The 13,615-nt window shown below is 64.6% G+C and carries 14 protein-coding genes; 12 read left to right on the top strand and 2 right to left on the bottom strand.

Going from position 1 to position 13,615, the window contains the following annotated elements; genetic code table 11:
• Positions 1-203 precede the first annotated feature (203 nt).
• The 5 genes from Q0R27_RS08265 (at position 204) to Q0R27_RS08245 (ending at position 6,347) form a co-directional block, all read left to right on the top strand.
• On the top strand, positions 204-2,084 hold the full coding sequence (locus Q0R27_RS08265) for a 2-oxoacid:acceptor oxidoreductase subunit alpha (protein WP_293943244.1): 1,881 nt from the start codon (positions 204-206) through the stop codon (positions 2,082-2,084).
• Between the two features lie 176 nt (positions 2,085-2,260).
• Positions 2,261-3,283, top strand: a complete 1,023-nt coding sequence (locus tag Q0R27_RS08260; protein WP_293943242.1) for a 2-oxoacid:ferredoxin oxidoreductase subunit beta — start codon at positions 2,261-2,263, stop codon at positions 3,281-3,283.
• A 52-nt stretch (positions 3,284-3,335) separates the two neighbouring features.
• The gene (locus tag Q0R27_RS08255) at positions 3,336-3,749 is read left to right on the top strand and encodes a hypothetical protein (RefSeq protein ID WP_293943240.1); all 414 of its coding nucleotides are present in this window, start codon (positions 3,336-3,338) and stop codon (positions 3,747-3,749) included.
• On the top strand, positions 3,737-5,089 hold the full coding sequence (locus Q0R27_RS08250) for a deoxyribodipyrimidine photo-lyase (RefSeq protein WP_293943238.1): 1,353 nt from the start codon (positions 3,737-3,739) through the stop codon (positions 5,087-5,089). The genes Q0R27_RS08255 and Q0R27_RS08250 overlap by 13 nt, the downstream gene beginning before the upstream one ends.
• A 13-nt stretch (positions 5,090-5,102) precedes the next feature.
• Entirely contained in the window at positions 5,103-6,347 is a 1,245-nt protein-coding gene (locus Q0R27_RS08245; RefSeq protein WP_293943236.1) for a cyclopropane-fatty-acyl-phospholipid synthase family protein, read from the top strand.
• On the opposite strand, the gene Q0R27_RS08240 is transcribed toward Q0R27_RS08245, so the two are convergent.
• Together Q0R27_RS08240 and purF are read right to left on the bottom strand one after the other, a co-directional pair.
• Positions 6,344-7,060, bottom strand: coding sequence for an SDR family NAD(P)-dependent oxidoreductase (locus tag Q0R27_RS08240; protein WP_293943234.1), 717 nt, complete (start codon positions 7,058-7,060; stop codon positions 6,344-6,346). The two genes, Q0R27_RS08245 and Q0R27_RS08240, sit on opposite strands and share 4 nt — an antisense overlap.
• Positions 7,061-7,073: 13 nt before the next feature.
• A complete protein-coding gene (gene purF, locus Q0R27_RS08235; RefSeq protein WP_293943232.1) occupies positions 7,074-8,519 on the bottom strand; it encodes an amidophosphoribosyltransferase in 1,446 nt (481 codons plus the stop codon).
• A gap of 110 nt (positions 8,520-8,629) precedes the next feature.
• On the opposite strand from purF, the gene Q0R27_RS08230 reads away from it, so the two are divergent.
• The 7 genes from Q0R27_RS08230 to Q0R27_RS08200 all read left to right on the top strand — a co-directional run.
• On the top strand, positions 8,630-9,037 hold the full coding sequence (locus Q0R27_RS08230) for a hypothetical protein (RefSeq protein ID WP_293943230.1): 408 nt from the start codon (positions 8,630-8,632) through the stop codon (positions 9,035-9,037).
• Positions 9,038-9,201: 164 nt separating this feature from the next.
• Positions 9,202-10,527, top strand: a complete 1,326-nt coding sequence (locus tag Q0R27_RS08225; RefSeq protein ID WP_293943228.1) for an integrase arm-type DNA-binding domain-containing protein — start codon at positions 9,202-9,204, stop codon at positions 10,525-10,527.
• Positions 10,528-10,553: 26 nt separating this feature from the next.
• On the top strand, positions 10,554-11,273 hold the full coding sequence (locus tag Q0R27_RS08220) for a hypothetical protein (RefSeq protein ID WP_293943226.1): 720 nt from the start codon (positions 10,554-10,556) through the stop codon (positions 11,271-11,273).
• A gap of 108 nt (positions 11,274-11,381) precedes the next feature.
• Positions 11,382-11,582 carry a DNA-binding protein gene (locus tag Q0R27_RS08215; protein WP_293943224.1) on the top strand — a complete coding sequence of 67 codons (201 nt, stop codon included), beginning with the start codon at positions 11,382-11,384 and terminating at the stop codon, positions 11,580-11,582.
• A 206-nt stretch (positions 11,583-11,788) separates the two neighbouring features.
• Positions 11,789-12,169: a hypothetical protein gene (locus tag Q0R27_RS08210; protein ID WP_293943222.1), complete on the top strand. Its 381-nt coding sequence runs from the start codon at positions 11,789-11,791 to the stop codon at positions 12,167-12,169.
• The gene (locus Q0R27_RS08205) at positions 12,166-13,071 is read left to right on the top strand and encodes a CHC2 zinc finger domain-containing protein (protein ID WP_293943220.1); all 906 of its coding nucleotides are present in this window, start codon (positions 12,166-12,168) and stop codon (positions 13,069-13,071) included. The genes Q0R27_RS08210 and Q0R27_RS08205 overlap by 4 nt, the downstream gene beginning before the upstream one ends.
• A partial coding sequence (locus tag Q0R27_RS08200; protein WP_293943218.1) for a DUF3987 domain-containing protein occupies positions 13,068-13,615 on the top strand: 548 nt, incomplete at its 3' end. The genes Q0R27_RS08205 and Q0R27_RS08200, both read left to right, overlap by 4 nt.

Genomic DNA, 13,615 nt, shown 5'->3' with positions numbered 1-13,615 from the left:
GACCGAGGGCCGTCCCGACGCGGCCACTGCGGCAAGAAAAGCTTTCACATCGTCACGAATGAAGGGATTGGTCACATCTTCTCCTTTGTTGGCGCCGCACGCATAAAGGCTGCTTCGTCATCGCCCAAGTGGCTTAGCGCTGGAACCTGCGGCATCGCGCGCCTAAAGTCGCATCCGGAAAGCCACTCTCGAGGATACTGCGAATGGCGTCGGCGACGCATTTATTGACGCCTGAAGAGGCGAACGCACACCCCACGCCCGAAGCGGTCGTGGTCCGCTTCGCCGGGGACAGCGGCGACGGGATGCAGCTGACCGGTGGGCAGTTCACCTTGTCGACCGCGCTGGCCGGCAACGACCTCGCCACCTTCCCCGATTTCCCGGCCGAGATCCGCGCACCGCAGGGGACGACGTTCGGCGTCTCGGCGTTCCAGATCAACTTCGGATCGACCGCGATCGATACCGCCGGCGACCAGCCCGACGTGCTCGTCGCGATGAACCCCGCGGCGCTCAAGATGAACGTCGGCGCCCTTCGCGACGGCGGCCTGATCATCGTCGACGAAGGCGAATTCACGCCGCGCAACCTGACCAAGGCAGGTTACACCGCCAACCCGCTCGACGACGACAGCCTCGCCCGCTGGCAGCTGGTCAAGTTCAACATCTCCCAATTGACGATGGACGCGGTCAAGCCGTTCGGGCTTGGCAACAAGGAAGCGCTGCGCTGCAAGAACATGTGGACGCTCGGGCTCGCGCTGTGGATGTTCGACCGCGACCGCCAACCGATTACTGACTGGCTGACCACCAAGTTCGCCAAGGCCCCGACGCTCGCCGAAGCCAATATCGCCGCGCTCAACGCCGGGCACGCCTATGGCGAAACCGTCGAGATCGGCGCGTCAGTCCGCCAGCACCACATCCCCGCCGCCCCCGCCGAGCCCGGCCTTTACCGAACCGTTACTGGCGCCGAATCGCTCGCCATCGGCCTCGTCGCGGGCGCGCAGTTGGCCGGCCTGCCGATGTTCTTCGGCTCCTATCCGATCACCCCCGCCAGCCCGCTGCTTCACCACCTGTCGCGCCTCAAAGAATACGGCATCACGACCTTCCAGGCCGAGGACGAGATCGCCGCAATCTGCTCGGCGATCGGCGCATCCTACGCCGGTCAGCTCGGCATCACCTCCTCCTCGGGCCCCGGTATCGCGCTCAAGGGCGAAGCGATGGGCCTCGCCTTCATTACCGAACTCCCGCTCGTGATCGTCAATTCGCAGCGCGGCGGCCCCTCGACCGGCCTGCCGACCAAGACCGAGCAGTCCGACCTCTACCAGGCAGTCTATGGCCGCAACGGCGACGCCCCGATCCCGGTCATCGCCGCGCGCTCGCCGTCCGACGCGTTCGACTGCGCGATCGAGGCGTGCCGCATCGCCGTGCGCTACATGACGCCCGTGCTGCTGCTCTCCGACGGTTATATTGCCAACGCCGCCGAACCGTGGAAAGTCCCCGACATGGCGACCTACGCGCCGTTCCCGGTCGCCTTCCACACCGATCCGCCCGCGCCCGGCGAGGGGGTCATGCCCTACGCCCGCAATGCCGAGAATGTTCGCCCGTGGATCAAGCCCGGCTCCCCCGGCCTCGAACATCGCATCGGCGGGATCGAGAAGGCCCCGGGCTCGGGCAACATCGATTACTCGGCCGAGGCCCACGCCGAAATGACCCGCGTTCGCGTCGCCAAGGTCGCGGGCATCGCCGACAGCATCCCCGACCAGGAAATCACCCTGGGCGAGGCGACCGACACGCTCGCGGTCGTCGGCTGGGGCTCGACTTACGGCCCGATCCACCAGGCCGTCCGCCGCCTGCGCGCAAAGGGCCGCAAGGTGGCCCACATCCACATCCGCCACATCGCGCCCATGCCCAAAAATATGTCTGTCCTGCTCAAGGGTTATCAGCATATCCTCGTCCCCGAGATGAACACCGGCCAACTCAAGACCATCCTTCGCGACACGTTCCTGGTCGATGCGCGCCCGCTCAACAAGGTCAGTGGTCAACCCTTCCGCATCACCGAGATCGAGGACGCAATCGAGGCGATGCTGGCATGACATACACGACGCAATCGACTGGCGAGACAGGGATGACGAAAAACCTCCCCACACTGTCAACCGTGTCCAAAACTCCGAAGCTCGCGGCATGAAACAGATCAACCCCGTCCCCTTGATCATGATGCTCGGGCTGGTCCTGCTGCTGCTCTTTTATCTCCACAAGGTTGGTTGAACCCATGAACGAGATCACGAAGATCGCGGCGACCACCGCCAAGGACTGGGCCTCCGACCAGGAAGTGCGCTGGTGCCCGGGTTGCGGCGACTATGCCGTCCTCAAAGCGGTGCAGCGCACCATGCCCGACCTCGGCGTTGCGCGCGAAAACACGGTATTCGTCAGCGGCATCGGCTGCTCGAGCCGCTTCCCTTATTATATGGCAAGCTACGGCTTCCACACCATCCACGGCCGCGCCCCCGCCGTCGCAACCGGGGTCAAGCTCGCCAATCCCGAGCTCGACGTGTGGATCATCACCGGCGACGGCGACGCGCTGAGCATCGGCGGCAACCACACGATGCACCTGCTGCGCCGCAATCTCGACTGCCAGTTCCTGCTGTTCAACAACGAGATCTACGGCCTCACCAAGGGCCAATATTCGCCCACCAGCCGCATCGGCACGCGCGGCCCCTCGACCCCGTTCGGCTCGATCGACCGCCCCGCCAATCCGTGTGGCTTCGCGCTCGGCAGCGGCGCGCGGTTCATTGCGCGCGCGATCGACGTCAACAAGAACCTGCCCGACGTGCTGAAAGCCGCCCACGCCCACAAGGGCGCCAGCTTCGTCGAAATCTTCCAGAATTGCGTCGTCTATAACGACGACGTCTTCGCCAGTTTTACCGCCAAGGAGTTCGCCGCCGACCGCCAGCTGTGGCTCAAGGCCGGCGAGAAAATGCTGTTCGCTGCCGGCACCAGGGGCATCGGGTTCGACCGCGACCGCCTGTCCTTGACGATCATCGACGCAACGGACCCCGCCGTCCTTGTCCATGACCCCAAAAACCGTACGCTCGCCCAGCTTCTGATCGAAATGCCCGCCACTGCCGGTTTCCCGGTCGCGCTCGGCGTCATCTACGAAGACCCCGCCCCGACCTTCGAAAGCGCAGTTATCGAGCAAAACCATGCTGTAAGCGCTGGCAAGAAGGTCGACCTCCAGGCCCTCGTCGCCAAGGGCCAAAGCTGGCAGGTTGAAAAGGAACCGCGGGCCGAATAGTCGCTCCGTCGCGGCCGTGGTGGAGGGAGCTAATGTCGAGGGGGAGGGGCTGATGGCGATGGCAACGACGATCACGGGCAAGCTCCTGGCCACCGTCTTGGCGCTGGTCGCGATCGGACTGATTGTCGGTTCGATGGTTCGTGGTCACCCGATCGACAAGCGCGACCTGGGCGACCTTTACGGTTGCTATGTCGTTGACAACCAACAGCTTTTCCGCCTGACCCCCGACGCGGTCGTCACGCCGACGCGATCGGTTCCCTTCACCGCCCGCCAGGGTCGCCGCTACGCCTACCTCGACCCCGCCAGCCCGATGCGCGTGGTGCATCGCGGCGGCGCGTTGTCGTTCGAGCCGGGCCCGGAACCCGCTGTCACGATCGAAGTTTATCGTGGAAGCCCGCGCGCGCTGCTCCTGCAACGCGACGTCGGCCCCCCGCTCAAGGCGATCCGAACCGAATGCCGTCCCTGACCTCCCTCCACTGGTTCCGCCAGGACCTCCGCCTCGCCGACAACCCCGCGTTGCTCGCCGCGATTGCGGCGGGCTCGACCGCCTGCCTCTACGTCCTCGATGACGACACGACGGGCGAGTGGCGCATCGGCGGGGCGCAGCGCTGGTGGCTCCACCACAGCCTCGCCAGCCTCGCTGCCAGCCTTGAAGCGATCGGCGGCCACCTCATCCTGCGGCGCGGCCCCGCCGCCACTACGGTCGCCGCGGTAGCGCACGAGATCGGCGCCACCAGCATCCACGCCACCCGCCACTACGAGCCGCACTGGCGCGCGACCGACGCCGCACTTGGCGACCGCCTGACCCTCCACGACGGCGACACCCTCATCGCGGCCGAGGAGGTGCGAACCGGCGCCGGAACCCCCTTCAAGGTCTACGGCCCCTTTTACCGGGCCCTGACCGAACACCTGCCCCCGCCAAAGCCCGAGCCCGCGCCGACCCGCATCGTCCCCCCGCCGACTGCTGCCGCTTCGGACAAGCTCGAAGACTGGGACCTCCTCCCCACCCGCCCCGACTGGTCCACCGGCTTCACCGGCTGGCACCCCGGCGAGCGGGGCGCCGCTGCGCACCTCGCCGCCTTCACCGATGAAGTCGCCGACTACGCCATTCGCCGCGATCTCCCCTCGGTCGATGGCACCAGCCGCCTCTCGCCCCACCTTCACCACGGCGAGATCAGCGCACGCACCGTGTGGCACCGGCTTGCCGGCCCGTCCTCGGCTACCAAGTTCCTGAAAGAGCTTGCGTGGCGCGACTTCTCTCGCTCGGCCCTCCTCGGTCAACCGCAACTCCCGTCCGAATCGATCCGCCCCGATCCCCGCTGGCGCTATGGTCCCGAGGCCGACGCCGACTTCACCGCCTGGACTCGCGGCCTCACCGGCTACCCGATCGTCGATGCCGGAATGCGCCAGCTGTGGGCAACCGGCTGGATGCACAATCGCTTGCGGATGATCGCCGCCTCCTTCTGCGTGAAGCACTTGCTCCTCGACTGGCGGCGCGGCGCGGGCTGGTATTGGGATACGCTGGTCGATGCCGATCTCGGCAACAACAGCCTCAACTGGCAGTGGATCGCGGGGACGGGGAGCGACTCGTCCCCCTTCGCGCGGATCATGGCGCCGTTGTCGCAGTCGGCCAAGTTCGACGCCGCCGGTTACATCCGCCAGTGGGTGCCCGAACTTGCCGACCTGTCCGACGCCGACATCCACGACCCCGTCTTCCGTCCGGCCGACTACCCCGCGCCCTTGATCGGCCATCGCGAAGCACGGGAAAGAGCCCTCTCCGCGCTTGCCTTGGGCCGCGCTGGCTAGCACAGCTCCAGCGATGGCAACGCGCGGACAGCATCTCCTTACCGCAGACCGCAACTTCGCGACCGGCGGTGGCTGGCTCGGCCGCATTGTCGCGCCGGCCTTCGCGCGGGTCGTCGACCAGCTCGACGAACGGCTGCTGATCGGAGGAATTGACGGCATAACCCCCGACGGCACCCCGCGCCGCGTCGGCTTCCACGCGCCGGGCCCGGTCGCGGTCGTCAACCTCCACAGCTGGATGGCGCTGGTCCGCGTCGCGACGTCGGGTTCGGTCGGTTGGTACAAGGCGTGGGAGCGCGGCGAATGGTCGTCGCCCGACCCGGTCAAGATCGCCGAACTGTTCATGGCCAACGCCGTCAGCCTCGGCGACGCGGCGCGCGCGAAGGGCCCGGCGCGATGGGTCAACGCGCTGGTCCACCGCCTGCGCGACAACCGCCCTGCCCAGGCGCGCGACAACATCGCCGCGCACTACGACCTCGGCAATGACTTCTACGCGGCGTGGCTCGACGAGGGCATGACTTATTCGTCGGCGCGCTTTGCCCCCGGCGATACGCTCGAGGCTGCGCAGGCGCGCAAGATCGACGCCCTGCTCGACCGGCTCTCGCTCGCGCCCGACGACCGCCTGCTTGAGATCGGTTGCGGCTGGGGCAGCCTCGCTATCGCCGCCGCCAAGCGAGGCGCGCGCGTCACCGGTCTCACCCTTTCGACTGAGCAAAAAACCTGGGCCGACCAGCGCATCGCCGAGGCGGGGCTTGCCGACCGCATCGACATCCGCCTCCAGGATTATCGCGCGGTGACCGATCACTATGATGCCATTGCCTCGGTCGAGATGGTCGAGGCGGTCGGCGCACGCTGGTGGCCAGCCTATCTCGACACCATCGCCCGCAGTCTTCGTTCCGGCGGCCGCGCAGCGCTCCAGTTCATCAGCATCGATCACCGCCTGTTCGACCGCTACGCCGCCAGCGCCGACTTCATCCAGGCCTATATCTTCCCCGGCGGGATGCTGCTCGACGAGCCTCGCTTCGAGGCGTTGGCCCGCGAGCGCGGGCTGTCATGGGAACAACGTGACGGCTTCGGGAGCGACTATGCCGAGACGCTCCGCCTGTGGCGCCTGCGCTACGACCGCGCTGTCGTCGAAGGTCAACTGCCCGGCTTCGACGACCGCTTCCACCGGCTGTGGCGCTATTATCTGATGTATTGCGAAGGCGGCTTCCGCGGCCGCGGGATCGACGTCGCGCAGGTAACGATGGTGAAGCGCTAGACCTCGACGCGGATTCGCCCGCCAGTAGCCGCATCGCCAAGCATTCGCTCGATAATCGCCTTTGCGACCACCTCGGGTGGCTTGACGCTGTCCGGCTCCTCGCCGGGGAAGGCGAGCTGGCGCATCCGGGTCCGCGTCGCGCCGGGGTCGACGATGTGGACGCGCAGTTTTTCGCCATGCTCATTCTCGTCGGCATAGGCCCCGAGCAATGTCTCGAGCGCCGCCTTCGACGCCCCATAAGCCCCCCAAAAAGCGCGCGGCGTGGCCCCGACCGAGCTGGTCACCGCGACCACCTCGGCCTTGACGGCGCCGCGCAGCAACGGGTCGAACGCCGCGATAAGCGCCTGGTTGGCGACGAGGTTGAGCTGGAGCAGCCGCCCGAACTCGGCGCTGTCGATATGCTCGACCGGGGTCAGCGACCCGAGCATCGCCGCGTTGAGCACCAGCACATCGAGCACGCTCCACCGCTCGGCGATCGCCGTTGCCAGCTTACCGATGCCGGCGCTGTCGGTGAGGTCGAGCGGCGCGATCGTCGCGCTTCCACCGCCTGCGTGGATGCGCTCCTCGACCTCCTCGAGCGCCTTCGCCGTCCGGGAGACAAGGATGACGTGCGCGCCCGCCAATGCCAGCGCCTCGGCGGTTGCCGCTCCGATCCCGCGGCTAGCACCGGTGACGAGCGCCAGCTTGCCCGCGAAGGGCTTCGGGTCGGTCATTGCGGGCAAGTCCTTAGCGGCTGGCGACGAGTGCCAGGCGCGAATGACCTTCTTCGGTCATGTCGGTCAGGCTGGTCGGATATTCGCCCGAGAAACAGGCGTCGCAGCGCTGCGGCGCGCCGGCATCGCGAACATCGCCGAGCGCGCGATACAGCCCGTCGAGCGAGACGAACGCCAGGCTGTCGGCATTGATGTAATCGGCCATCTCGCGGACATTCATCTGCGCGGCGAGCAGCTTGGACCGCTCGGGCGTGTCGACGCCGTAAAAACAGCTGTGGCGCGTCGGTGGCGAGGCGATTCGCATGTGAACCTCGCGCGCGCCGGCATCGCGCATCATCTGGACGATCTTGAGCGACGTCGTACCGCGCACGATCGAATCGTCGATCAGCACGATCTTCTTGCCCTTGATCAGCGCCGAATTGGCGTTGTGCTTGAGCTTGACGCCGAGGTGGCGGACGCCATCGTTGGGCTGGATGAAGGTCCGCCCGACATAGTGCGAGCGGATGATACCGAGCTCGAACGGGATGCCCGATGCCTGGCTGAACCCGATCGCTGCCGGGACACCCGAATCGGGTACGGGGACGACATAGTCGGCCTCGACCGGGCTTTCGCGCGACAGCTCCGCACCGATGTTCTTGCGCACCTCATAGACCGACGATCCCCCGACGACGCTGTCGGGCCGCGAGAAATAGACATGCTCGAAGATGCACGGGCGGGGGCGGGCTGGGGCGAACGGGCGGAAGCTGCGCACGCCGCTGTCGTTGACCAGTACCAGCTCACCCGGATCGACATCGCGCAGGTAGGTCGCGCCGATCACGTCGAGCGCGACGGTCTCTGAGGCGAAGATCGTCGCCTCGCCGAGCTTGCCCATGACCAGCGGGCGAATCCCCAGCGGGTCGCGGCAGGCGATGAGGCCCTGCTCGGTCAGCACAAGCAGCGAGTAAGCCCCCTCGACCTGGCGCAGCGCATCGATCAGCCGGTCTAGCGGAGTGGTGTAGGAGGAGGTCGCGGTGAGGTGGATGATCACCTCGGTATCGCTGGTCGACTGGAAGATTGATCCCCGCCGGATCAGCGCCTGCTTCAACGTCATCGCGTTCGACAGATTGCCGTTGTGCGCGATCGCGAATCCGCCCTCGTTGAGGTCGGCGTAAAGCGGCTGGACATTGCGCAGCGCGGTTTCGCCGGTCGTCGAATAGCGGACATGGCCGATTGCCGTGCGGCCGGCGAGCGGTCGCATGATCTCGTCGCGGTCGAAATTGCCCGCGACCTGGCCCATCGCGCGGTGGGTGTGGAACTGCTTGCCGTCATAGCTGGTGATGCCGGCGGCTTCCTGCCCGCGGTGCTGCAGCGCGTGGAGGCCGAGCGCGACGAAGCTGGCGGCGCCGTCGCCGCCCCAGATCCCGAAGACGCCGCACTCCTCGCGCAGTTTGTCGTCGTCGAAGGGGTTCGTCGTGAGCATCGGGGCACATCCTTCTGTCGCGAAGTCGTCATATAGGGAGGCGCGCGGGCTTTGTCGCCCCATCCCTGAACTCCGGTTGAAGCAGACCGCGAAACCGGCGAGGAGAGGGGATGCGGTATAGTTTGCTAATTGCGGTGATGCTGTCGGCCTGTTCGGCGAAGGAGCAGGCGGGACCGGCGCCGGGGACCTTTGCCGGGGCCGGGCGCGATCGACTGTGCATCGCGGGCGAAGGCGAGTTGCTCCGCGCCGGCTTGATCACTTACGCTGCGCAAGGCGATGCGAACTGCAGCATGGCCGGCAAACTGGAGCGCAAGGGCGAAGCATGGGTGCTGATCCCGCGCGGCGAGGGGGAGTGCCAGCTGGCCCTGACGGTCGATCAATCGGGCGCGCGGATCGCCAGCGTGCCGGGCGCCTGCTCATATTATTGCGGACCGGGTGCAAGCCTTGCGGGCCGGTCGTTCAAGCGCGATTCGAAGGCGGCGCAAGCAATCGACTTCGCGGGCTCAAAGCTCTGCTGAAAGAACCGATTCGAGCGCCGTTTGAATTCGCCCTCCCGGCGAAGGCGTGAGCCCTGCTGGATTCGAACCAGCGACCTACTGATTAAAAGTTAGGCAGTAACTAGCAAGACACATTGTCGCCGCGTCCATGACTTTCAGCCGACACGGTCCACTGTGTTCCCTTGATGTTCACCATCGCCCATCGTAAGGTGCTTACTGGAAAGGACTCTGGTAAGCACATGGCCAAGGGAAGGATCAACAAAAGCGCCGTTGATGGCTTTCAGTCGCAGCCCAAGGAGGCGATCCTTTGGGACGATAGAATTGCGGGCTTTGGCCTCAAGGTTACGCCGACCGGTTCCAAAAGCTATTTGTTCCAGTATCGCCTTGGAGGTCGCGCGGGGCGCACTCGCCGTTTTACCATCGGTCGGCACGGCAGTCTTACGCCGGACGCAGCGAGACGAGTGGCGGACGACCTGGTTTCACTGGTGGCCAAGGGCATAGATCCGCAGCAGCATAAGCAAGACAAGTCTCGGCGCGCGATCGAACTTGCGTTCAGGGACTACGCCGGACGCTTTGTCGAAGACTGCCTTAAGGTTCGCTGGAAGGCGTCTTATCGGGATGGTGAAGCGCTCCTGACTCGCTATGCAATTCCGGTACTCGGCAGCAAGCCACTGCCCGACATTGACCGCTCAGACATCCGCGCCGTTCTCCATCCGGTTCGTAGAAAAGTTGCCACATGCCGGAACCTTTTTGCAGTCCTACGACGGCTTTTTCGTTGGGCTGTTAGTGAAGGCGATATTCCGATCTCTCCGATCCTCGGCATGGAGCCTCCGCCAATGCCCACTAAGCGCGACAGGGTGTTGGGCGATGCGGACGTCAGAATAGCATGGAACGCGACGCGGGAGCAGGGCTATCCTTTCGGCCCCCTGTTCCGATTGCTGCTGATCACTGGCCAACGACTAGAAGAAGTCTCGGGCATGCGCTGGTCCGAGTTGGATCGTGACACGTGCATGTGGTCGCTCCCCGCGGACCGGGCAAAGAACGGAAATCCCTCGCAGGTTCCGCTGTCGCCTTTGGCGACGATTGAATTGATTGGTCTCGCGAAGCGCATGGGTCGTACTGACGGATGGCCCCGCCGAGGTTTGGTTTTCACGACCACTGGCGAAACGTCGGTGAGCGGGCATTCCCGGGCGAAGTCCCGGCTCGATACCGCGATGGCTAAGATCGCGGCCGAACAGGACGAGCCGTTTGCTATAGCCAAATGGCGCCTTCATGACTTGCGTCGGACTTTGGCAACGGGGATGCAGCGCCTGGGAGTCCGGTTCGAAGTTACCGAAAGCATCCTGAACCATGTGAGCGGCTCAAAGTCAGGTGTCGCGGGCGTGTATCAGTTGCACGATTGGGGACCTGAGAAGGTGCGCGCCCTGGTTGCGTGGTCGGACCACATCGCGTTACTGCTCGTGGACGGCGACAACACAAACGTTGTTCGGCTCGCTTCGGCTAGAGTCTGAGCGTGGAGGAAACCTCTGGCCCGCCATTGCGCGAACTGTTTTCCCGGGGTGAAGTCTCGGCGTGGCGTAGTGACGGATTTATCGAAACAGAGCGATGTATACGCGATAAATATCCAAAGGAAGTAATCGATCGAGCACTAGATTTACTTGGGGCGCCCGCCAGCAAGCGACCCGTTTTTAACGACCAAGTTCTGAACAGCTTGTCGAACCTCGCCGTCTGGACGCATCTCGAATTGAAACCCGGCGGACAGCACGTCACCGACCTGTTGGTGGCGATCCAAGATGCAGCGAACACGATTGCGACGCTACATTCAAGTTTGCACGATACCGCGCGTGCGGCCCTTGATCAGGCTGCTACAAACGGTGCGTGCAGCATCGACTGGTTTTCTTACGCTCATCCGATCCGTGAGGGCCGGCTTCCGGCAGCCATGAGCGTAGTATCTCAGCTCGCAAGCTGGGCAGAGCAAGCCGTCAGCGAATTACCCAAGCAAGGCCGAGGGGCGCCCCGCAAAGACGCCTTGCTCGATTGGGCAGTGACCGCGAGCAATATCTACTGCGAAGTAACCGGACGGCGCGCAACCCGACGAGTAGAAGTGGTTCCTCTCACCGATTGGGGTGACGAAATATTGAAGGAAACTGGCAAATTCCGAAAGTTCGCAAACATTATCCTCGATCCACTTGGGCTATCCCTTTCCGACTCACTAGCAAAGCGAGCCCTCCAGCAGGATAGCCAGCGGATGGAATAATAGGTCGCGACCCCGCCTATTATTCGCCATTTTTCGAGGCCCACTTTCCTTGCCAGTTATCCATCGCAGACCACGCAACTAGGCGCGGTCCATTGATAGGGAACGGCGATGGATCATTTATTCGATACCAAGGTGGCTGCGCCGCATGTCGGTGTAGCACCTGGTACTCTTGAGAACTGGAGGGTCCGGGGAATTGGACCCAAATTTATCAAGACCCCGGGCCGACGCGGCAAGGTGCTTTATGACCCCGCAGACATTGAGGACTGGAAAAACGCAAACCGTTTTCAGTCCACTTCTGAAGCCGCGTGACCAATGTCGATCAAAACGGCCTCGCGTCCGCTGACGCGAAAAGGCCGGGCAGTCCCAGCGGACGCCCGGCCCCCGTATCGTTTGCTGGCAGGCAACGATTGTGGTTCTACATCAAAGACACTCCAGCATCAACATCTGATGGCTCGTTACGGACTTCGTCCCGCGCTCGCTGTGATCGCGGCGCCGTTGGTATTCGAGAGGGCGGAATGATGCCCGTCACCTTAAAACCTGACGCCCGTCGTCGGGTGGCCGCGTCGGCGCGGCTGTTGCTGTCGGACAAGCCAGGCGAAGTGGCTGCTGCGATCTATGCGATTGGTCGGTTGCTGCCCAAGGGCGTGACCGTCTCCGACCTGATCGAGCGGTCGCTGTCCGGGGAGGCTGACCTTGCTCCGCCCTCGTCCACACCATCGCCAGTCAACCTCGATCCAGCCTGGCGGCGTCGTGCGCGGATGGCTCGCTACAGCCCGCACCTGGACAGTCGAGAGGTCGCGTTCTTGGACGACATCATTTGCTGGAAGACGTTGTCGGCCCGGCAAGAGAGCTGGCTCAAGGCGATCTTCTCTAAGTCTCAGGGGCCGCTCACATGACCGCCTTTTTCGACCTTGCGGCAATCCGGTCCCGCCACTCGCTGCCTGCAATCGTGGGCGCATCAACCAAGCTCATTCGGGCAGGACGGGAGTGGAAGGCCTCTTGTCCCCTGCATCCGGATCGCTCCCCGTCGTTCACCATATATGAAGACGGGGAGCGCTACCACTGCTTCGGCTGCGGCGCCGGTGGCGACGTGCTCGACTACCTCCAGCGCGCCCATGATGTCGGCCTGCGTGAAGCCGTGGCCATGCTCGAAGGCGGCAACCTACCAGTCGTTGTGCAGCCGGCGCTGCCGCCGGAGCCAGAGCGCGACACGACAGCTGAAGCAATCACCATTTGGCGCGCGGCGGGACCGATCGGCGGAACACCGGCTGAAGCATATCTTCGTGGTCGCGGTCTCGATCTGCGATTGCCAGAATCGCTCCGGTTCGCACGACTTCGGTACGGCTCGAAAACATTGCCCTGCCTGGTCGCGCTAATCGCCAATGCCGACAACAAGATCGGCGGCGTCCAGCGCACGTTCGTCAAGAAAGATGGCTCGGCCAAGGCCGATGTTCCAGCGCCCAAGCTGAGCCTCGGTCGCATTGCCGGGGGCGCCATCCGACTGGCGCCTGCGGCGGCAAACCTCATCGTGACGGGCGGGCTCGAAGACGGGCTCACCCTGCAGCAAGAGATGGGGCTCGCCGTCTGGGCCGCCACCGGCGAAGGCAATATGGCCGGGATGGCCCTGCCTGTCGGGGTCAAGGTCGTGACGATTGGTGCCGATCGTGATGAAGCTGGCGAACGCCATGCGCGTCGGGCCGCCGATGCATTCGTCGAGCAGGGCCGCACCGTCAGCATCATCCGCCCATTGCCGGGCTTCAATGACTTCAATTCTGAACTTCAGGGGGACCGCGCATGACCGCGACCGCATTCAAAGACCGGTTGAAAACAGCCGAAGTGATCGAACTCGAACCTGCCCGACCGTTGCGTCGTGCCCTGCGGGATGGCGAACCTTATCCGCTCGAAGCCCTCGGAAGCATCATTGCGCCGGCCGTGCAGGGCACACAGGACCTGATCCAGGCACCAGTCGAGATATGTGCCCAGTCGGCGCTTTCGCATGCTGCGCTGGCGGTCCAGGCGCACGCCAACGTCGTCCTGCCAACTGGCCATGCCCGGCCACTGTCGCTGTTCCTCCTTTCGGTCGCCAGTTCGGGAGATCGGAAGTCGGCGGCCGATAAGGAACTCGGTTGGGGGTTGGCGAAGCACGAACGCAATCTGTCCGACGATCTCGTGCAGGCTAAGGCTGACTATCTCAACGACAGGGAAGCGTTCGAAGCATCCCGCGCCGCAGCCAAGGGTCGCGCGGGTAAGGAGGGAAACCGCGCGGCGATTGCCGATGCGCTGGGCTCGGTCGGCGACGCGCCGGTGGCCCCGCTCGACGCGGTGGTGTCATTCCCCGAACC

The sequence above is a fragment of the Sphingomonas sp. genome, assembly GCF_025362505.1.
Classification (GTDB): Bacteria; Pseudomonadota; Alphaproteobacteria; order Sphingomonadales; family Sphingomonadaceae; genus Sphingomicrobium.
This window is presented reverse-complemented; position numbering and strand designations above follow the sequence as displayed.

Excerpts from the sequence above, each read along its gene's own strand:
- Q0R27_RS08265 (WP_293943244.1), top strand. The coding sequence starts at position 204 with ATGGCGTCGGCGACGCATTTATTGACGCCTGAAGAGGCGAACGCACAC.
- Q0R27_RS08260 (WP_293943242.1), top strand. The coding sequence starts at position 2,261 with ATGAACGAGATCACGAAGATCGCGGCGACCACCGCCAAGGACTGGGCC.
- Q0R27_RS08255 (WP_293943240.1), top strand. The coding sequence starts at position 3,336 with ATGGCGATGGCAACGACGATCACGGGCAAGCTCCTGGCCACCGTCTTG.
- Q0R27_RS08250 (WP_293943238.1), top strand. The coding sequence starts at position 3,737 with ATGCCGTCCCTGACCTCCCTCCACTGGTTCCGCCAGGACCTCCGCCTC.
- Q0R27_RS08245 (WP_293943236.1), top strand. The coding sequence starts at position 5,103 with ATGGCAACGCGCGGACAGCATCTCCTTACCGCAGACCGCAACTTCGCG.
- Q0R27_RS08240 (WP_293943234.1), bottom strand. The coding sequence starts at position 7,060 with ATGACCGACCCGAAGCCCTTCGCGGGCAAGCTGGCGCTCGTCACCGGT.
- purF (WP_293943232.1), bottom strand. The coding sequence starts at position 8,519 with ATGCTCACGACGAACCCCTTCGACGACGACAAACTGCGCGAGGAGTGC.
- Q0R27_RS08230 (WP_293943230.1), top strand. The coding sequence starts at position 8,630 with ATGCGGTATAGTTTGCTAATTGCGGTGATGCTGTCGGCCTGTTCGGCG.
- Q0R27_RS08225 (WP_293943228.1), top strand. The coding sequence starts at position 9,202 with ATGTTCACCATCGCCCATCGTAAGGTGCTTACTGGAAAGGACTCTGGT.
- Q0R27_RS08215 (WP_293943224.1), top strand. The coding sequence starts at position 11,382 with ATGGATCATTTATTCGATACCAAGGTGGCTGCGCCGCATGTCGGTGTA.
- Q0R27_RS08210 (WP_293943222.1), top strand. The coding sequence starts at position 11,789 with ATGATGCCCGTCACCTTAAAACCTGACGCCCGTCGTCGGGTGGCCGCG.
- Q0R27_RS08205 (WP_293943220.1), top strand. The coding sequence starts at position 12,166 with ATGACCGCCTTTTTCGACCTTGCGGCAATCCGGTCCCGCCACTCGCTG.